Source organism: Rhizobium sp. 05N49 (assembly GCF_056396805.1).
The window spans coordinates 244,138-263,585 of record NZ_JBFTME010000003.1 but is presented as its reverse complement, the minus strand read 5'-3'; the positions used below and the strand labels follow the sequence as shown (position 1 = coordinate 263,585).

Below are 19,448 nucleotides of genomic sequence, written 5' to 3'. Positions count from 1 at the left end.
ATGCGGGGGCGGTTGGCAAGCATAGGGGCTGAGGAAAGCCTTCTTACCGAAGGCTGGAATCTGGTTCTGACCGAGCCTGATGCTTGTGCGACGCCGCACGATATCCATCTGTCGGCGCAGTTCATTCCGGCATCCGTACCGGGCACTGTCGCAGCTGCGCTGGAAAGAGCCGGGCTTTTCGATCGGGAAAATCCTCAGGCGCTCAACACCAGGGACGCCTGGTATCTGACCCGCCTCTTCGATGCGGAGCTGGGCGAGGCGCTCCTGCGTTTTCAGGGGCTGGCGACGATCTGCCATGTTTTTCTGAACGGCGTTGAGATCCTTTTCTCCGAGAGCATGTTCACCGCCCATGAAATACCGGTGACGCTCGCAGGCGGTGATGAACTGGCGCTCTGCTTCCGGGCGCTCGCCCCGCGCCTTGGAGAACCCGGACCGCGAGCCCGCTGGCGCCCGCAGATGATCACGCCGCAAGGGCTCAAGAACGTCCGCACGACGCTGCTCGGGCATATGCCCGGCTGGTGCCCGGAGATCCATGCGGTCGGGCCATGGCGGCCGATCTCGCTCGTGCGCCGAAGCGTTGCCTCTGTCGACAATGTCACGGTGCGTGCCGTTCTGGAGGAAAACGGAACAGGACGGCTCAGCGTTTCTCTTCATGCCGATGGCGAAGAGCCTGTGATGCTGCTGCGCTGCGCCGGTATCGAGCAGGGTTTCGAGAAGATCGGTGACAGGCATTATTCGGCAATCCTCAAGCTGCCCGAGGTCGAGGCCTGGTGGCCACATACGCATGGCGCGCCGCATCTCTATGATGTGACGCTGGTTCTTGACGGCGAGGAACAGTCGCTCGGCAGGACGGGATTTCGGCGTATCGAGGTCGACCACGGCGCTGACGGCAGTGATTTCGCGCTTTGCGTCAACGGCGAACGGATCTTCTGCCGTGGCGCGGTCTGGACGACAGCCGACATAGCGCGACTGCCAGGCGAGCGTGCCGATTATGAGCCCTTCCTGCGGCTTGCTGCCGAGGCCGGCATGAACATGATCCGCATCGGCGGGACCATGGCCTATGAGACGCCGGAATTCTTCGCGCTCTGTGACGAACTTGGGCTGATGGTCTGGCAGGACTTCATGTTCGCCAATTTCGACTATCCGAAGAACGACAAGGCCTTTATCGGCCATGTGCATGCCGAGGTGGAGGAATTCCTCCACGGCGTACAGCTTTCGCCGTCGCTCGCCGTGCTCTGCGGCGGCAGCGAAATCCACCAGCAGGCGGCGATGTTCGGCCTGCCCTCGGATTTCTGGAGCGGGCCGATTACCGACGAGATCATCCCGGCGATCTGCCAGCGCATGCGGCCTGACGTCCCTTACGTGCCGAATTCGCCTTATGGCGGAGCGATGCCCTTTTCGCCCAATGCGGGCGTCACGCATTATTACGGCGTCGGCGCCTATATGCGGCCGCTTGAGGATGCGCGCCGCGCGGAGGTGCGCTTTGCGGCGGAAAGCCTCGCCTTCGCGCATGTGCCACAGCAGAAGACCTTGCAACGGCATCTCGACGTGCCCTCAGTTCACAGTCCGCTCTGGAAAGAGCGGGTGCCGCGCGACCGCGGCGCTTCCTGGGATTTCGAGGATGTCAGGGATTTCTATCTCGGGCTTCTCTATGATGTCGACCCCGCGAAGCTTCGCCGTGAAGATCCCGAACGTTATCTCGACCTGTCGCGCGCCGTCACAGGTGAGGTGCTGGAGGAAACCTTTGCCGAATGGCGGCGCAAGGGATCGACCTGCAATGGCGCGCTTGTCTGGACCCTGCAGGATCTGTTGCCGGGTCCCGGCTGGGGCGTGATCGATTCCACTGGCGAGCCCAAACCTGTCTGGCATGCGATGCGCCGGGCCTTCCGTCCTGCGCAGGCAGTCTTTACGGACGAGGGGACGAATGGCCTCTATGTCCATGTCATCAATGAAACCGACAAGGTCGTGGCTCTCGAACTCGACGTCGCCTGCCTCCGTGAGGGGCGCCAGCAGGTCGCGAGCGGTAGCAAGGCCTTCAATCTCGATCCAAGAAGCGTGGAGCGGATTGCCTGCACCGATCTCTTCGGCGGCTTCTTCGATGCCACTTATGCCTTTCGTTTCGGTGCGCCATCGCATGACGTCAGCGTTGCGTGGCTGCGCTCGGCGATGGACGGCGCCCTGCTGGCGCAGGCTTTTCATTTCCCGCGTGGCCGGGCGAAAGCCTTCCACGACCCGACGATCGAGGCGTCCTTCCTGCGTGAGGGCGATGATTGGTTTATCACGCTTACGACCGACAGGCTTGCCCAGTCGGTGCATATCGACGTCGAAGGCTACCGGGCCGAAGAGGACTGGTTCCATCTGGCGCCAGGCCCTGCCAAGCGAGTGAAGCTCATCGCCGCTGCGGGCATTGATCGCGATGCATTGCCGGCAGGCGAAATCAGGAGCGTCGGCGCCTTGCGCCGTTTCGCGCTTTAGGGACCAGGGAGCGGTCATGACGATCAGGGTGCAGGCGGAAGAGGCTTTGCGGGGCGTCTATCGAAGCGTGCGCGGGCATCTGTTGCAGCGGCTGATTGTCAAATCGCGGCTTGCCTTCAATCCGCGCCGACCGGTCGAGATCGTCGGTTATCTGTCGATGGCGGCAGGTGTGGGCGAATCCGCACGGCTTTGCGCTGCCGCGCTCTCCCAGGCAGGCCGTGAGATCATGCTTGCGGATGTCAGCACACATCCGGACGAAGGCAAGCTGGTCGAATGGACGTCCGAGCAAATCTCCGGCGGGCAGCCCGGAAGCCGCATATGGCATCTCAATCCGCCCATGCTGCCGCGCGCGATCCTGAAGAAAGGTCTCGGCAATTTCACCCGTGCCTTCAATATCGGCTATTGGGCCTGGGAGCTGGAAATTGTGCCGGCGGAATGGCGCAATGCCATGCATTATATGAACGCTGTCTTCGTTCCCTCGGAATTCACCAGGCGGGCAATCGCGCCACATACGACTGCGCCTGTCATTGTCGTGCCGCACCCGGTGACCGAGCGGCCGGCTGCTGACGGCATCAGGCAGAAGTTCGGGATTGCCGAGGATGCTTTCCTCGTATCGTTCGTCTTCAGCGCCGGTTCCTCGATCAACCGCAAGAACCCGCAGGCGGCGATCAAGGCCTTCAGGCTCTTCAGCGCCGAATGCCCCCATGCCTTCCTGCTGATGAAGGCGAGTGGCAATCCGGTCCGGGACGAGGCACTTCGCGCGCTCATGCAGTCCGTGGAAGGCGACCGCAACATCAGGATCGTTACCGACAATCTGGCGAGTTCGGAGATCAACGGCATCATTCGCGATTCCAATGCCTATCTTTCGCTGCATCGTTCGGAGGGTTTCGGCCTGACGGTGGCTGAAGCGATCATGCATCACACGCCCGTCATCTCGACCGCTTGGTCAGGCACGGCTGATTTCTGCGATCCCGGCAATACATGGCTGGTCGAGCCATCGCTTATTCCCGTCGTCGACAGCCATCCGGAATTTGCCGATCTCACGAATGCCGTCTGGGCCGATCCTTCACCCGCGACCGCGGCGGCGCATTTGAAGAGCATCTATTCCAATCCCGAGGCTGCGAAGCAGAAAGCAGAGGCGGCGCGGACCTATCTGGTGCGCCACCTCGCCGAGCATAGTTACGACAAGGCGCTTTCACGGCTTTCTGCGATGCAAGCGAGCTAAGCTGAGCGCTTTACTCCCCTTTATTTTAACATTTCCAATTTAGTGATGACTTGTTTTCGGCCGCGGTGCGGCTTCTGGCGGATGGACGGATGTCGAAGGGCATTATTGCAAATTCGGTGATGAATGCGGCGGCGGGCATGCTGCTTCTGGTAACGGGGTTCGTTTCCTCGATCATAACCGCGCGTCTGCTCGGTCCGGAGGCGAACGGCATCGTTGCCTTTTCGCTCTGGCTCGTCGTCACGGGTGCCTCGATTGCCGAACTCGGCTCCAGCATCACGCTGCTGAAGACGCTGCCGCAGCTTTCGGCACAGGGCTACAGTTTCGAGCAACGCAGGGGGTTTGCCTCGATCCTGGTCGCCTTCATGGTCTGTTCCACGTTGGTGCTGCTGGGGCTCTACGCCCTGTTCTTCCTGACATCGGAGGAAATGCACTGGGCCGACACCGCGCCGTCTGTGGCGCTTGTGACAGGTATGCTCTTCTTCATCCAGGCGATCGGCTCCTTCGTCAAATTCTACCTGATCGGTGAAAAACGGCTCGGCACGTTCTTCCAGCTGACGCTGATCGTCTCGGTTTTCCAGCTTGCGGGCGTGGCGGTCGGTGCCGTCTTCTACGGGGTGGAGGGCGTGCTCGTCGGCTATGCGCTCGGCCAGTTGGTGCTTTTCGTTGCTACTTTGCCGATTCTTTTTGCCCGGCGCGATCGCTGCGGCGTATCGCTCAAATATCTGGCCTCGTCTTCCGTGATCCTGTCGATGCAATTCATCATCGACTCGATCTTCCTCAATCGTATCGAACTGCTTTTCCTGCAGCAGTTCTGGTCGGTGGAAATGGTCGGCTTCTATGCGGCGGGTCTGTCGATCGCCAATATAGCGTTGCAGCTTCCGATCCAGATGAGCGGCAGCCTGCTGCCCTATTATTCGGAACGGCGGCATACCAGCGCCGACTCGAAGTTTCCGGTCGAGGCCTTTGCAGCCGTCATCCGCAGCATGGCCTATATCGTGCTGCCCATGAGCCTCGGGCTCGCCGCAATCTCCAGCGAACTGGTGCACGTGGTCTTCGGCGAAGCCTTCGACCGAAGCGGCGGAGTTGTTGCGCTGCTTGCGCTTGTCGCGCCAGCCTACACGCTCATGCAGGTTCTCAGCCTATACCTGCTTTCAATCGACAAGGCCAATGTACGGTTGAAAATCAGTGTGATAGGTGGCCTTCTTATGGTAGTGGGTTGTTTACTCATCGTACCTAGGCTGGCCGCCGAGGGTGCTGCACTTGTGCGCATCGCCGTATTTGTTGCGATGTCGGTAATGATGGTCAGACAAACGGGCTTCGGAACTCAGCTTTCGGGTCTTTATCTCAGCCTTGCGAAGATTGCGCTTGCGGCGGTATTTTGTGCTTGCGGCGCCATCACTGCGCTTGAGCTCATCCAGGGTCCGATCGGTCTTATTGCTGCGATGATCGCCGGCGCGTTTGCTTACTTCGCTGCGTTGAAAGTCCTCCGTGCCGTTCCGGTCGAAGATATCCAGGTGCTACGCTCGATCCTCGACAAGATACCGGCTCTCCTGCAGGGACCAGCAAGGCGTGTCGTCAATTTCATCTCTACGCCGACCCCCGAACGTGGGGAGAAGAAGCCTGATAACGAAGAGTTCTCGCGCGAGCCGGCCGAAGGTGCCGGCCGTGCCGCTGCCCTTCCTGTTGTGTTCGACGGGACGATCGGTCTCTTCATGCCGGAAAAGGCTGATGTTGAAAAACGCTCGGCTGCCGTTCTTTTCGTGAGCCCCTGGGGCTTCGAAGAAATGTGCACGCGGAAATTCTATCGCGTCGCGGCGGAGCATTTCTCTGACATTGGCGTGCCGAGCCTGCGTTTTGACTATACGGGGACGGGTGACGCGCTCGATTTCGGCGATCAGGCACCCGGTCTGGAAATCTGGAAGAATTCCATCCGCGCGGCAGCTTCAAAATTGAAGACGCTCAGCGGTTGCTCGCAGATCATTCTTGTCGGCCAGGGTCTTGGCGGCACGCTTGCTCATCTGACCGGCCACACGATCGAGGGCGTCGACAGTATCGTGCTGCTTGCGCCTGTCCTCAGCGGCAGGGGGCATCTGCGCGAAATCAACATGTGGTCGCGGATCATTCATGCCGACCTCGGTCTCGGCAAGGAGCATGCGCAAAGCGCCCAGGTTCAGATCGCCGGCCTGAGCCTGCCGGACACGATTGCTGCCGAAATCGGCAAACTCTATATCGGTTCGCCGCAGGAGCTTGCGGCGCCGAATTACCTTATCCTCGAACGCCCGGCTCGGGTTGACGACACGAGTTTCGCTGACGCCCTGAAGGCACTCGGCGGCAATGTCGAGCAGCGCGTTTTCGAAGGTTATGACGAGCTGGTCACGAACCCGCTCTTTGCCAAGACGCCAATGGCAGTCATCAAGCTGCTTGCCGAATGGCTTGTCGAGACAACCGCGCCCGCCCCGTCCGTCGGTCACTCTTCGCAGGAGGTTGAAAACCGGCCGCTCGCAGGTGACGGTTTTGAGGAGATCCCGGTTCGTTTCGGCGCCTTCCAGCATCTGATCGGCGTCGTCAGCCGGCCGCAGGGCGAGATCAAGGGCAACGCCGTGCTCTTCATGTCGACGGCCTATGACCGCCATGCAGGCTGGGGGCGGACGACTGTCGATATGGCGCGCGAGCTCGCTCGCCAGGGCGTCGTTTCGCTGCGCTTCGATTCTGCCAATGTCGGCGACAGCGTTCCGCGTCCGGATGCCCCGGAACAGGTTCTCTATTCAGTGACACAGACGGACGATGCACTGGCCTCCATCGATTTGCTGGAAAGCTTCGTCGCCGGCCCGATCATGGTCGCGGGTCGCTGCAGCGGCGGTTATGTGGCTTTTCGCGCGGGTATCGAGGACGAGCGCCTGAAGGCGATCGTTTCCATCAATCCCTTTGTTTACTACTGGGATCCGGAAATGCCGGTGCGGCGCGAGCATGTTGTCTCGGTTCCACGCAGCGTCGACGATTACGGCCAGCGGATGATGCGGCTCGACACGGTCAGGCGGCTGTTCCGCGGGGAGGTCGATGTTTTCGCTGCTCTGCAGAATATCTTTATCGCGGTCGGCCGCCGGCTTTCGCCGCGCATCGCGCCGCTTGTGGAACTCATTCCGGGCCGTCGTCATATCGCACGCCAGGTGCGTCAGTCTTTTGCGGCGCTTGGCAAACGCAAGGTGCCGCTGACGCTGATCTACAGCGAAGGCGATGTCGGTCTCGACCACATGTATTTCCACTTCGGTCCGCGTGGCCACAAGTTCGCCCGGCATCCGAACGTGCGTCTGGTGATGCTGCAGGATGCAGACCACAATCTGACGCCGCCGGAATCGCGCAAGCTGGTACTGGACGAGATCGTCCGGCTGGCGAAAGCCTAGGAATTTCCGGATCTTTTAAGTGGCAATGCCGATTGAGCGGTAGAGGTCGATATAACGGTCCGCAACGGCATCCCACGAATAGGCGTGGGCGGCCTGCATGAGGCTCTCCCGCAAGGACGAACCCTCGACGGTGACGTCGCGATAGGCTTTCTCGATCGCATCCGCCGCGAGTTCCGGCTTCGTGAAGTCGGCAAGGATGATTTCCTCATGCCGTCCTGCGAGCGCGCGATAGGCCTCGTTGATGTTGAGGACCGGCTGCAGGCCAGCGCTCATCGCTTCCAGCGCAACGATGCCGAAGCCTTCATATTCCGATGCCGAAGCCATGAGTGATGCCTTGGCAATGATGCCGCGGATCGCGTGATTGTCCGGCGAAATGGTCAGGGTTACGGATGCTTCCAACGATCTTGCGGCAATCTCCCGCCTGACGTCAGCAGCATCAAGATCGGATTCGGCGCCGACAACGTCCAGATGCCAATCGGAATTGCGTTTTACGAGTGCTGCCATCGCATCCAGCAGAAGATCGAGCCGTTTGTTTACCGAGAAGCGCCCGATCGTGATGATGCGTCGCTCGGGCGTGCGCGAGGCGGCATCGGCGAATTTGCCGATGTCGGCGCCATTCTCGATGGTCATGCCATCGGGAATGATCTGGATGAACTGGCTGAGGTCCGACGCGCTGCAGCAGACGACGCGGCGATAGGCGATCGCCGAGAAGCGTGTCAACGTTCGGAACCATATCTTCTTGATAACAAGGAATTTCTTCGTATGAAAGAAACCGCCATGGGTCGTGACGACCATGGGCCTGCGGTGCAAAAGCCTGCCCCAAGCGAGGGCGTCGAAGAAGAAGTCGATCGCATGGACATGGATAAGATCGGCGTCTCCGATATGGCGGAAGACCTGTGGTGCTATCGGATAGCGGCTGCTGCCGGACCAGGGGATACGAACAACCTCGATGCCGTCGATGGTTTCGCGCGCCGGAAGCTTGTCGTCGGGAGCGGTGAAGAGGGAATCAAGCGTGACAACGCGGACGCGGTATCCGCGTTTCAACGTTTGCCGGGCAAGATTGGCGACCACATCCTCAAGGCCGCCACGGTTGGGCAGAAACTGCCGTACGACGTGCACGATGAGGGGCGCAGCTTTCGGCTGCGGGATGTTCTCGACGGTCTCTACCACGGAGAGGGACATTTCCCACCTGTTCTCTATGGGAATGACCAGCCATACCGAGCCTTAAGGTGCGGTATATGAGGAAGTGACCCTTCCGGCTTTATTGGGGGGATGGTTAATCGCTTCAGAATGCCTTGAAGGTCAATGTCGTCAGCGAGCGTACGATGCCGGAGATATTGGCGATGTTGTCGTTGATGAACTTGCCGATATCCTGGCCTTCCTCGATGTAGACCTTGAGCAGCAGGTCGTAGTTGCCTGATGTCGAATAGAGCTCCGAGACCAGCTCGGTCTTGTAGATGGCGTCGGCGACCTCGTAGGTCTTGCCGGGCGCGCATTGGAGCTGGACGAAAATCGGCTTCATGGGAATTTCCTGCATCGAATTCTGATGGCACGCATAATGGTCGAAAGCGCGTCCGCGATGCAAGCTTTCCTTACGCCTTGGGACCCGAATGGGCTTCGGAGACGATCCAGTCGCGGAAAGCGGCAAGCGGGGCGTAATCGGCACGCTCCGGCGGAAAGGCGAGATAATAACGCTCGCGGCTCTCCATCTCGCGGTCGACGGCAGCAACGAGATCGCCGCGCTCCAGCTCATCCTGGATGAGGAAGGTTGGCAGAAGGGCGACGCCTAGGCCGGCAATGGCCGCCTGTGCTGCGGTGGCAAACTGGTCGAACAGCATGCCATGCACGCTTTCGAAGGCAACGCCGTTATCGGCAAACCAGCGCTCCCAGGCGTCGGAACGGGTCGTCAGATGCAGAAGCGGCACCGAGAGCAGATCTTCCGGCCGGGTGATCTCATTGCGCTTGAAGAAATCGGGACTGCAGGCAGGCAGCGTGCGCTCCGACATCAGAAAGGCGAGTTCGGCGCCCGGCCAGTGCGGATGGCCGAAGTGGATGGCTGCATCGATGGAATCGAGACGGAAATCGAAGGAGGAGAGCCGGGTGACGAGGTTGATCGTGACACCGGGGTTGGCACCAAGAAAACGGCCCAGGCGTGGCGCCAGCCAGCGTGTGCCGAAGGTTGGCAGGATCGCAAGGTTCAGCGTGCCGCCGTGCGGGTTGGCGCGCAGGTTCAGCGAGGCGCTGGAGATGCGTCGCAGCGCTTCCCGGATTTCGCGGGCATAGGCATCGCCGGCAAGGGTAAGGCGCACGGTCTGGCGCTCGCGCAGGAACAGTTCTACCCCAAGATGTTCCTCAAGCGCCTTGATCTGGCGGCTGACGGCGCTCTGTGTCAGGTCAAGCTCGCGGGCGGCAGATGTTACGCTGCCGGTGCGGGCGACCGCTTCGAAGGCGGCAAGATGAGCAATCGATGGCAGAAAGCGCCTTGGTGCAAGCATGATCATTCCATTTTAGAATGAGCTGTTTCCGAAACGTCGATATTCACGGGCTAAGAGCCCTTGTAAAGAACTTCATCCTGCAAAATCGGAATGAACGCGGAGTTTTCTTCAATGCCCGGCGCTTTCGTCTCCACGGACCGCATCCGTTCGCTTTTCACCGAAGCCATGTCACAGATGTACCGGACGGAGGTGCCGCAATACGGGACGCTGATCGAGCTTGTGGGGGAGGTCAACGCCGAAGTCCTCGCGAAAGACCAGGAACTTAGCGAGCGGCTTCGGCGTGCAGGTGAGCTCGAGCGCATCGATGTCGAGCGCCACGGTGCGATCCGTCTCGGAACGGCTGAGGAACTCTTCACCATCCGACGGCTCTTTGCCGTTATGGGCATGCAGTCGGTCGGTTATTACGATCTCTCGGTCGCCGGTGTTCCCGTGCATTCTACCTGCTTCAGGCCTGTCGAAGAAAAGGCGCTGAACGTCAATCCGTTCCGTGTCTTTACCTCGCTGTTGCGGCTGGAATTGATCGAGGACGCGGAATTGCGCGCCGAAGCCGCTGATATCCTGGCCAAGCGGCAGATCTACACGCCCCGCGCCATCAAACTCATCGAGCAGCATGAGAAGGCTGGTGGACTGACGGAAGCGGAAGCTGCAGAATTTGTCGCCGAGGCGCTGGAAACCTTCCGCTGGCATGGCGAGGCAACCGTCAGTGCCGAGACCTACAAGCGCCTGCATGACGCACACCGCCTCATTGCCGATGTCGTCAGCTTCAAGGGCCCGCATATCAACCATCTCACTCCGCGCACGCTCGATATTGATGAAGTGCAGCGGCGCATGCCGGAGCGCGGCATCACGCCGAAGGCCGTCATCGAAGGACCGCCGCGGCGCAGTTGCGATATCCTGCTCCGGCAGACGAGTTTCAAGGCGCTGGAAGAGCCGATTGCCTTCACGGATGCTGCCGGCACGAAGGCAGGCACGCATACGGCTCGATTTGGCGAGATAGAACAGCGTGGCGTTGCGCTGACGGCCAAGGGCCGCGTGCTCTACGATCGTTTGCTCGCCTCGGTGCGCGGCGAAGTGCAGGTCGGCGCATCCGGGGCCAAGGCCGGTGACTATGGCGTCGAGCTCGCGGAACGATTCAAGGCATTGCCGGACGGTTGGGACGAGTTGCGGCGCGAAGGACTGGCCTTCTTCCACTATTCGGCGACGCCTGAAGGTCTTGCTGCGAAGGGCCAATTGCCGTCCGATCCGGAGGCCCTGATCGCCAAAGGTTATCTGCGTTTCGATCCTGTCATCTACGAGGATTTCCTGCCCGTCAGCGCGGCCGGTATTTTCCAGTCGAATCTCGGCACGGACCAGCAGCAGAATTATGCGACACGTTCGAACAGGGCGGCTTTCGAGGAGGCGCTTGGCGCCGACGTGCAGGACGAGCTCGCGCTTTATGCCGAGCGGCAGGCCGCATCGCTTGATATGGCCATGGAAGAGCTCGGCCTTTCGGGCCTGAAGCTGAAGACGGTCGCCTGACAACAGGCCGCTTCCGCAGGGGCGGGAGCGGCGCTAGAGTACCGATTTCGATCCAGACTGGACTGTCCGATGCTCAATGATCCGCGCTCCCACGGCCTATGGGAAAAGACTGCTCCCCAGCCACCCGTCGCGTCTGCACTGTCAGGTGCCGTTGATGCCGATGTTGTCATTGTCGGCGGCGGCTATACCGGCCTTTCTTCCGGCCTGCATCTGGCCGAGGCAGGATCGCGGGTTGTGCTCCTGGAGGCGAAGGAGATCGGCTTCGGCGGCGCAGGCCGCAATGTCGGGCTCATCAATGCCGGCATGTGGGTCATGCCCGATGATCTGCCCGGGGTGCTCGGCCCCGTCTATGGCGAGCGGCTGCTCGACCTGCTCGGCAATGCACCGCGGCTGGTGATGGAGCTGATCGAAAAGCACGGGATCGCCTGCGAGCTCGAAAAGCAGGGTACGCTTCATTGCGCCGTCGGCGCCGATGGTCTGAAGGAAGTCGAGGAGCGCTTCAAGCAGTGGTCGGTGCGAGGTGCGCCTGTCGCACTGCTCGATGCCGATGAGACTGCAAAACGCATTGGCACGAATGCCTACGCCGGCTCGCTGCTCGACATGCGGGCCGGCACGCTGCAGCCGCTTGCCTATGCGCGCGGGCTGGCGCAGGCTGCCCAAAAGGCGGGCGTTGCGCTGCACACGGCAAGCTCCGTCATTGCGACCGAGCGGCAAGGCAGCCGGTGGGTGGTGAAGACGGAGCATGGGCAGGTAACGGCTGATTGGATCATCGTGGCGACGGATGCCTACAGCACCGGCCCGTGGGAACAGGTGCGCAACGAACAGGTATTTCTGCCCTATTTCAATTTCGCCACCGTCCCACTCGGCCATAATCTGCGTCAGTCGATCCTGCCCAATCGCGAGGGCGTATGGGATACGAAGGAAATTCTCTCGTCTTTCCGGATGGATCAGGCCGGCCGACTCGTCTTCGGCAGCGTGGGCGCTTTACGCAACACCGGCCTGTCCGTGCACAAGGGCTGGGCCAAGCGCGCGCTCAAGCGGCTCTTCCCCGAGATCGGCGATGCCGAATTCGAGTGCGAATGGTACGGGCAGATCGGTATGACTGACAACGCCCTGCCGCGTTTCCATAAATTCGCCCCCAATGTCATCGGCTTTTCGGGCTATAATGGCCGCGGGATTGCGCCCGGCACGGTGTTCGGCCGCACCTTGGCGGAGCATATCCTTGGCCGGATTGGCGAAGCGGATCTGCCTTTGCCGCTGACCGACCCCCGTGAGCAGAGCTTCCGCGCGCTTAGGGAACTATGGTACGAAGCCGGCGCTCAGGTCGCCCATTTCGCCGATGCCCGTTTCTGAGAACAACAAGACTGGAACCACGACAATGAACATCGCCGTCCTCGATCTCGCCACCGAAACTGCCAAGCTGCTCGCCGATCTCGGCGTCGATGCCAGGAGCTATACGGGCGGCACGCTGTCCGTCACCTCGCCGATCACAGGCAAGGAAATCGGCAAGCTGAAGGAGCATTCCGTCGCCGACGCCAAGGCGGCGATCGATGCGGCACACAAGGCTTTCCTCGAGTGGCGGGCCGTTCCGGCTCCGAAGCGCGGCGAGCTGGTCCGCCTGCTCGGCGAGGAACTGCGCGCTTCCAAGGTCGCGCTCGGCCGCCTGGTTTCGATCGAAGTTGGAAAGATCACCTCCGAAGGTCTCGGCGAAGTACAGGAAATGATCGATATCTGCGATTTCGCCGTCGGTCTTTCCCGCCAGCTTTACGGGCTGACGATTGCTACCGAGCGGGCCGAGCACCGCATGATGGAAAGCTGGCATCCGCTTGGCGCCATCGGTATCATTTCGGCCTTCAACTTCCCGGTTGCCGTCTGGTCGTGGAATGCGGCTCTCGCCCTCGTCTGCGGCAATTCCACCGTCTGGAAGCCTTCCGAAAAGACGCCGCTGACGGCTCTTGCCGTGCAGGCCCTGTTTGAGAGGGCGTTGAAGCGTTTCGTCGCCGAAGGCGGCAAGGCACCGGCAAATCTCTCTACTCTGTTGATCGGCGGCCGCGAGATCGGCGAAGTGCTGGTCGACCATCCGAAGATCCCGCTGGTTTCGGCCACCGGCTCCACCGCCATGGGCCGCGCCGTCGGCCCGCGCCTGTCGCAGCGCTTTGCCCGCGCGATCCTGGAACTTGGCGGCAACAATGCCGCGATCGTCTGCCCAACGGCCGATCTCGACCTGACGCTGCGCGGTGTTGCCTTCGCGGCCATGGGCACGGCCGGCCAGCGCTGCACGACGCTGCGCCGTCTCTTCGTGCATGAGAGCGTCTATGACCAGCTCGTTCCGCGGCTGAAGAAGGCCTATGGCTCCGTGACGATCGGCAATCCGCTGGAAACCGGTACACTGGTCGGCCCGTTGATCGATGGTCAGGCCTTCGAGAAGATGCAGACGGCCCTCGGCCAGGCAAAGGCTGCCGGTGGCGCCGTCGTCGGTGGTGAGCGTGTCGACAATGGTTCGGCAGAAGCCTTCTATGTTCGCCCCGCGCTCGTCGAAATGCGGGAGCAGACCGGCCCGGTGGAGCACGAAACCTTCGCACCGATCCTGTACGTCATCAAGTACAGCGATTTCGATGCCGTGCTGGAACTGCACAACGCTGTCCCACAGGGCCTGTCGTCCTCGATCTTCACCAACAATATGCGCGAAGCGGAAACCTTCCTCTCCTCGCGTGGCTCGGATTGCGGAATCGCCAACGTCAATATCGGTCCATCCGGTGCTGAAATCGGCGGAGCCTTTGGCGGGGAGAAAGAGACGGGCGGCGGCCGTGAATCGGGTTCGGACGCCTGGAAGGCTTACATGCGCCGTTCCACCAACACCATCAATTACGGCAAGACCTTGCCGCTGGCGCAGGGCGTCAAGTTCGACGTCGAATAAGCTGACGCATTGGAACCACAAAAGCGACGCCTCACCGGCGTCGCTTTTTTTAACGAAATCCGGATTTATTCCCTGCGAAGATGAAAAATTGAGTCAAGATAATGTGATGATTTTTTTGACTTCGAAACTTGAACTATCCAGTCAACAAAAATATACGCCTGCCATCACCCTTGGGAGCTCGGGTGACATCGCCACGGAGGCCATCATGAAAATTGCTCTTAATCGTCTTTCCGGCGCGTTCGCGCTTGCCGCTTCACTTCTCGCCGCCACCGCGCTCGCAGGCAGCGCCTATGCGCAGGAGTCTGAAGGTATCGTCGTTTACAATGCCCAGCACGAAAGCCTGGGCCGTGAATGGATCGACGCCTTCACCAAGGAGACCGGCATCAAGGTCACCATGCGCCAGGGCAGCGACATGCAATTCGCAAACCAGATCATCCAGGAAGGCGATGCTTCACCGGCCGACGTATTCCTGACGGAAAATTCGCCGGCGATGACGCTGGTCGACGGTGCCGGCTTGTTTGCGCCGATCGAGCAGGACACGCTGGATCAGGTTCCCGAGCAGTATCGACCGGCTGACGGCATGTGGACCGGCATTGCTGCCCGCACCACGGTTTTCGCCTATGACAAGACGAAGCTGACGGAAGACAAGCTGCCGAAGTCGATGCTCGACCTGCAGGATCCGGCCTGGAAAGGCCGTTGGGGCGCGGCTCCCGCCGGCGCCGACTTCCAGGCCATCGTTGCCGCTCTGCTGCAGCTGAAGGGCGAAGACGCCACCAAGGCCTGGCTAAAGGGTCTCAAGGACAATGCCACGCCTTACAAGGGCAACAGCGTCGCCATGAAGGCGGTCAATGCCGGCGAAGTCGAAGGCGCGATCATCTATCACTACTACTGGTTCGGCGATCAGGCCAAGACCGGCGAAAACAGCAAGAATGTCGGCCTGCATTATTTCAAGAACCAGGATCCGGGCGCTTTTGTTTCCGTTTCCGGCGGCGGTGTCCTGAAGTCCACGCAGCACATGAAGGAAGCTCAGGCTTTCATCAAGTATCTGACCAGCAAGGCCGGTCAGGCGGTTCTCAAGGATGGCGATTCCTATGAATACGCCGTCGGCAAGGACGCCGCTTCCAACGACAAGCTCACTCCGCTTGCCGACCTTGACGCGCCGAAGGTCGAAGCCTCGACGCTGGACAGCAAGAAGGTCGTGGAGCTGATGACGGCCGCCGGCCTCATCTAACCTTTCTGCCGCAGGCTTCTGCCGGCCAAAACTATTGCTTTTGGCTCAAGAAAACCTTAGGGCATGACGAAATCCGGCAACCGCTCTTCAAAAGCGGTTGCCTTCCTTTTTCAGCGTGTGAAGGCATCGGCCTTGCTGCAGGACAATAGATTGCTTGCATCCGGCAAGAAGGCGCCGGTGACGCCAGGGGCCGCGCGAATGAGTTTGCCGCGCGGACGCATGCCGCACGCTTCCGTCGTTCTCCTCGCCTCCATCGTCGCGGTCTTCAGCCTTGTGCCGCTCGGCTTCATTGCCTGGGTGACCTATGATGTCGGCTGGGAAACGGTGAAGACGCTGGTTTTCCGCCCGCGCGTCGGCGAGCTTCTCGTCAATACGGTTCTCCTGGAATCGATCACCATTCCGCTATCGATCGTGCTTGCCGTCACCCTCGCCTGGCTGACGGAGCGGACGGACATCCCTTTCGCACGGTTCTGGGCATGGCTGGCGATCGCCCCGCTCGCCGTGCCGGCCTTCGTGCATTCCTATGCCTGGGTGAGCCTGCTTCCGGGCATGCGAGGGTTGCAGAGCGGCGTCTTCGTTTCGGTGCTCGCCTATTACCCTTTTCTCTACCTGCCGGTTGCCGCCGCCCTTCGCCGGCTTGATCCGGCAATCGAGGATGCTGCGGCCTCGCTTGGCCTTGATCCATGGCGCGTCTTCTTCCGCACGATCCTGCCGCAGCTGCGCCTTGCCATCTGCGGCGGCTCGCTGCTGATCGCGCTGCACTTGCTGTCGGAATACGGCCTGTTCGTGATGATCCGCTTCGACACGTTTGCAACCGCAATCGTCGACCAGTTCCAGTCTTCCTACAACAGCCCGGCTTCCAACATGCTCGGTGGCGTGCTCGTCGCCTGTTGCCTGTTCCTGCTCGGCCTCGAGATCCTGTTGCGCGGCAATGAGCGATATGCGCGCGTCGGCTCCGGTTCGGCGCGCCCCGCCGATCGCCGCCGGCTCGGCTGGTTCGTGGCGCCTGCCTTGGCACTGCCGATCATCCTCGCAGTGCTGACGCTCGGCGTGCCGCTGATTACGCTCGGTCGCTGGCTTTATCTCGGTGGGCTCGGCATCTGGCGTCTCGAGGTCGTGAGCGCCTTTGTGCAGACGATCGTTCTCGCCATTGCCGGCGGCGTGCTGACGACAATCGCCGCTGCCCCCATGGCCTGGCTCTCGGTGCGCGCGCCGGGCCGCCTCCAGCGTATTCTCGAAGCCTGCCACTATTATGTCGGTTCGCTGCCGGGCGTCGTCGTGGCGCTCGCGCTGGTTTCCATCACCGTCCGGCTTATTCTGCCGCTCTACCAGACCTTTGCAACGCTGCTCGTTGCCTATGTGCTGCTGTTCCTGCCGCGCGCCATGGTGGGCTTGCGCGCCAGTATCGCGCAGGCGCCTGTCGAGCTGGAGCGCGCCGCAATGGGACTTGGCCGCACGCCGGGACAGGCAGTGCGCCAGATCACCATGCGTCTTGCAGCGCCTGGAGCTGCCGCCAGCATGGCCCTTGCCGCGCTCGGCATCACCAATGAATTGACGGCCACGCTGATGCTGTCGCCGAACGGCGTCGATACACTCGCGACGAAATTCTGGTCGCTGACCAGCGAGATCGATTATGTCTCGGCAGCACCCTACGCCTTCATGATGGTCGTGTTGTCGCTGCCGCTCACCCTCATGCTCTATGCCCAATCGAAACGGACTGCCGGCCAATGACGCTGCTTACCATCGACACTATCAGCAAGCGTTATGGCCCAGTTCAGGCCCTGAAGGATATTTCGCTCGAAGTTCAGGCAGGCAGCCGCACGGCGGTCGTCGGTCCCTCCGGTTCCGGCAAGACGACGCTGCTGCGCATCATCGCCGGTTTCGAACAGCCTGATGTCGGCCGGGTGATGCTCGATGGCGAGGTGCTCGCCGACGGGCCGGCCTGTGTTCCCGCCCACAAGCGCGGCATCGGCATCGTTTCGCAGGATGGCGCTCTCTTTCCGCATCTGAGTGTCGCTGAAAATATCGGTTTCGGTTTCGAGCGCGGGGCGCCCGATCGCGAAAAGCGTATTCGCGACCTTCTGGAAATGGTGGAGCTGGAAAACAGCATGCTGGATCGCCGGCCGCATCAGCTTTCCGGCGGCCAGCAGCAGCGTGTGGCGCTTGCCCGCGCTCTCGGTCGTCGTCCGCGGCTCATGCTACTCGACGAACCCTTTTCCGCGCTGGATACAGGCCTTCGGGAAAACATGCGCAAGGCGGTTGCCCGCGTCCTGCAGACGGCTGGCATCACCGCGGTTCTCGTGACCCATGATCAGGGCGAGGCCCTCTCCTTTGCCGATCAGGTTGCGGTACTGCGCGAGGGCAAGCTGGTGCAGGCCGGCACGCCGCAGACGCTCTATCTCAAGCCGCGGGATCGCGAGACGGCGCTTTTCCTTGGTGATGCGGTGATGCTGCCCGCTATCATCAAGAACGGCTTTGCCGATTGCGCGCTTGGCAGTGTGCCGGTTGAGGGGGCCCATCAGGGCAAAGCGGAAATCATGTTGCGGCCGGAGCAGATCCGTGTCGTCGTCGACGAGGCCAACGCGAAATACGGCGGGCGTGTCGTGGATGTGGAATTCGGCGGCGCGACCTGCACGGTGGCAGTGTCGCTTGCGGCTGTCGCCCTGCCGCCGATCCTGATCAAGACATCAAGCGTGGCATTGCCGACGCGAGGCGATCTCGTTCGCCTCGATATCGCCGGCAAGGCGCATGTCTTCGTGCGGTAAGTTCAGCCCGCCTTCAGAACCAGCTCTTCGGATCCCTCACCGGCCAGCCAGCCACCGGTAAAGCCGGCACGCTCGAGACCGAGACGGATGACCGGATTCTTGCGCATCAGCTTCCAGATGAAGTCGGAGCGGTCGTTCTCGACCGTCATGACGAGGAGGCCTTGGTCGATAGCCACGGTGCGGTCGTCGACCCAGCCTTCCGGCCGCTTGGTCTGGACCGTCGGGTTGAAGCCGCCGGGGAAGCCGCCTTCCAGAAGCAGGTTCGGATAGGTGGTCAGCAGAGCCTTGGTGCCATCGAGGGCGGCCTGCCGGTCGTAGGGCAGGCAGCCGAGTGGCGCCCAGGGTGCGATCGTGCCGTCATCGGGGCCGAGCGGAGCACCGCGTGCTGCATAACCCAATACTTTCGGGCTACGGCCACCGCGCATGCGGCGTGTCGGTGGCGGGCCATCGCAGGCCGTGAAGCCCCAGATGTCCTTGCTATAGCCGACGAACTGACCGGGATTGCGTTCCGCATAATCGCGCTGGACGTTGATGACGACCTGCGTATTACGGAAATAATCCCAGTTCCGCTCGGCCATCGGCTTGTCCTGGATGCCGCGGAAATCGATCCAGGCATGGGAGAAGAGATGAATGAAGAGCGGGCCGGCATAGAGATAGGGCTGTTCGTTGAAGATCATCCACGAATAGCTTGCCGTGAAGGCATCGTAAGACGACTGCGGGATCGGATGCGTCGGCGATGCCAGCGCCAGCGTATAGAGGATGATCGCCTCGTCGAAACCGTGATAGCGCCAGCGCAGGAAGCCGGAAGAAGGCTTCCAGCCCATCGAGATGCAATCGCCCTTGTTCAGAGCCCAGCGCCAATCGACGCGCTCGTAGATGAATGTTGCGAGCGCGCGGATTTCGGTCTCGGTTTGATCCTCGCCGTCGAAATATTGGGCGRCGGTCAGGATGCCTGCAATGAGCAGAGCAGTGTCGATCGTCGAAAGCTCGCTATTCCAGGCGCGGTTGCCGGTATCCACGTGCAGGAAGTGATAGAAGAAGCCGCGATGTCCGGTCGCGTGACGTTCCGTACCCTGCTTGGCATTGGCGAAGAAATGCAGCGTATTGAAGACGCGCTCGGCGGCTTCCTCACGGCTGATCCAGCCGCGTTCCACACCAACGGGATAGGAGGAAAGCCCGAAGCCGACCGCGGCGATGCTTGCCGGCACGCCAGGGATCGAGGTATCCGGCACGAGGCCGTTTTCGGGATTGGAATATTTCAGGAAATACTTGAACGCTGAGTGCTGCAGCCTGTCGACTAGCGCGGCATCAATGTCTTCAATCCGTTGCAGCATGTGCTCCTGCCCAACTGTTTGATCGCCCCATGCTTCAACATGGTGGCTGTCCCCATGCAAATCAAACCTTTTTGATTCGCAGGGATA

General features: G+C 61.1%; 13 protein-coding genes. 9 read left to right on the top strand and 4 right to left on the bottom strand.

Going from position 1 to position 19,448, the window contains the following annotated elements:
• The 3 genes from AC1DF8_RS08545 (at window position 1) to AC1DF8_RS08535 (ending at window position 7,101) form a co-directional block, all read left to right on the top strand.
• Window positions 1–2,475, top strand: coding sequence for a glycoside hydrolase family 2 protein (locus AC1DF8_RS08545; protein WP_477995735.1), 2,475 nt, complete (start codon window positions 1–3; stop codon window positions 2,473–2,475).
• 46 nt (window positions 2,476–2,521) lie between these two features.
• On the top strand, window positions 2,522–3,700 hold the full coding sequence (locus AC1DF8_RS08540) for a glycosyltransferase family 4 protein (protein WP_478153152.1): 1,179 nt from the start codon (window positions 2,522–2,524) through the stop codon (window positions 3,698–3,700).
• A gap of 89 nt (window positions 3,701–3,789) precedes the next feature.
• Window positions 3,790–7,101 (top strand): oligosaccharide flippase family protein, encoded by a 3,312-nt coding sequence (locus tag AC1DF8_RS08535; protein WP_477995733.1) that lies wholly within the window; start codon window positions 3,790–3,792, stop codon window positions 7,099–7,101.
• A 15-nt stretch (window positions 7,102–7,116) separates the two neighbouring features.
• Here the strand turns inward: AC1DF8_RS08535 and AC1DF8_RS08530 are convergent, their stop codons facing one another.
• From AC1DF8_RS08530 to AC1DF8_RS08520, 3 genes are all read right to left on the bottom strand, one after another.
• Window positions 7,117–8,283 carry a glycosyltransferase family 4 protein gene (locus AC1DF8_RS08530; RefSeq protein WP_477995731.1) on the bottom strand — a complete coding sequence of 389 codons (1,167 nt, stop codon included), beginning with the start codon at window positions 8,281–8,283 and terminating at the stop codon, window positions 7,117–7,119.
• A 103-nt stretch (window positions 8,284–8,386) separates the two neighbouring features.
• Window positions 8,387–8,623 (bottom strand): Lrp/AsnC ligand binding domain-containing protein, encoded by a 237-nt coding sequence (locus AC1DF8_RS08525; RefSeq protein WP_112545015.1) that lies wholly within the window; start codon window positions 8,621–8,623, stop codon window positions 8,387–8,389.
• 70 nt (window positions 8,624–8,693) lie between these two features.
• Entirely contained in the window at window positions 8,694–9,602 is a 909-nt protein-coding gene (locus AC1DF8_RS08520; protein WP_477995730.1) for a LysR family transcriptional regulator, read from the bottom strand.
• Between the two features lie 105 nt (window positions 9,603–9,707).
• On the opposite strand from AC1DF8_RS08520, the gene hglS reads away from it, so the two are divergent.
• The 6 genes from hglS (at window position 9,708) to AC1DF8_RS08490 (ending at window position 18,027) form a co-directional block, all read left to right on the top strand.
• The gene (gene hglS / locus AC1DF8_RS08515) at window positions 9,708–11,114 is read left to right on the top strand and encodes a 2-oxoadipate dioxygenase/decarboxylase HglS (protein ID WP_477995728.1); all 1,407 of its coding nucleotides are present in this window, start codon (window positions 9,708–9,710) and stop codon (window positions 11,112–11,114) included.
• Between the two features lie 69 nt (window positions 11,115–11,183).
• The gene (locus AC1DF8_RS08510) at window positions 11,184–12,467 is read left to right on the top strand and encodes an NAD(P)/FAD-dependent oxidoreductase (protein ID WP_477995727.1); all 1,284 of its coding nucleotides are present in this window, start codon (window positions 11,184–11,186) and stop codon (window positions 12,465–12,467) included.
• Window positions 12,468–12,492: 25 nt separating this feature from the next.
• Window positions 12,493–14,031, top strand: a complete 1,539-nt coding sequence (gene amaB, locus AC1DF8_RS08505) for an L-piperidine-6-carboxylate dehydrogenase (RefSeq protein ID WP_477995726.1) — start codon at window positions 12,493–12,495, stop codon at window positions 14,029–14,031.
• A gap of 205 nt (window positions 14,032–14,236) precedes the next feature.
• The gene (locus tag AC1DF8_RS08500; RefSeq protein ID WP_477995725.1) at window positions 14,237–15,262 is read left to right on the top strand and encodes an iron ABC transporter substrate-binding protein; all 1,026 of its coding nucleotides are present in this window, start codon (window positions 14,237–14,239) and stop codon (window positions 15,260–15,262) included.
• A gap of 63 nt (window positions 15,263–15,325) precedes the next feature.
• Window positions 15,326–16,993, top strand: a complete 1,668-nt coding sequence (locus tag AC1DF8_RS08495) for an ABC transporter permease (protein WP_183881170.1) — start codon at window positions 15,326–15,328, stop codon at window positions 16,991–16,993.
• A complete protein-coding gene (locus tag AC1DF8_RS08490; RefSeq protein ID WP_112970766.1) occupies window positions 16,990–18,027 on the top strand; it encodes an ABC transporter ATP-binding protein in 1,038 nt (345 codons plus the stop codon). The genes AC1DF8_RS08495 and AC1DF8_RS08490 overlap by 4 nt, the downstream gene beginning before the upstream one ends.
• 2 nt (window positions 18,028–18,029) lie before the next feature.
• Here AC1DF8_RS08490 and AC1DF8_RS08485 read toward each other — a convergent pair whose 3' ends face one another.
• A complete protein-coding gene (locus AC1DF8_RS08485; RefSeq protein ID WP_477995724.1) occupies window positions 18,030–19,361 on the bottom strand; it encodes a glucoamylase family protein in 1,332 nt (443 codons plus the stop codon).
• Window positions 19,362–19,448 lie beyond the last annotated feature (87 nt).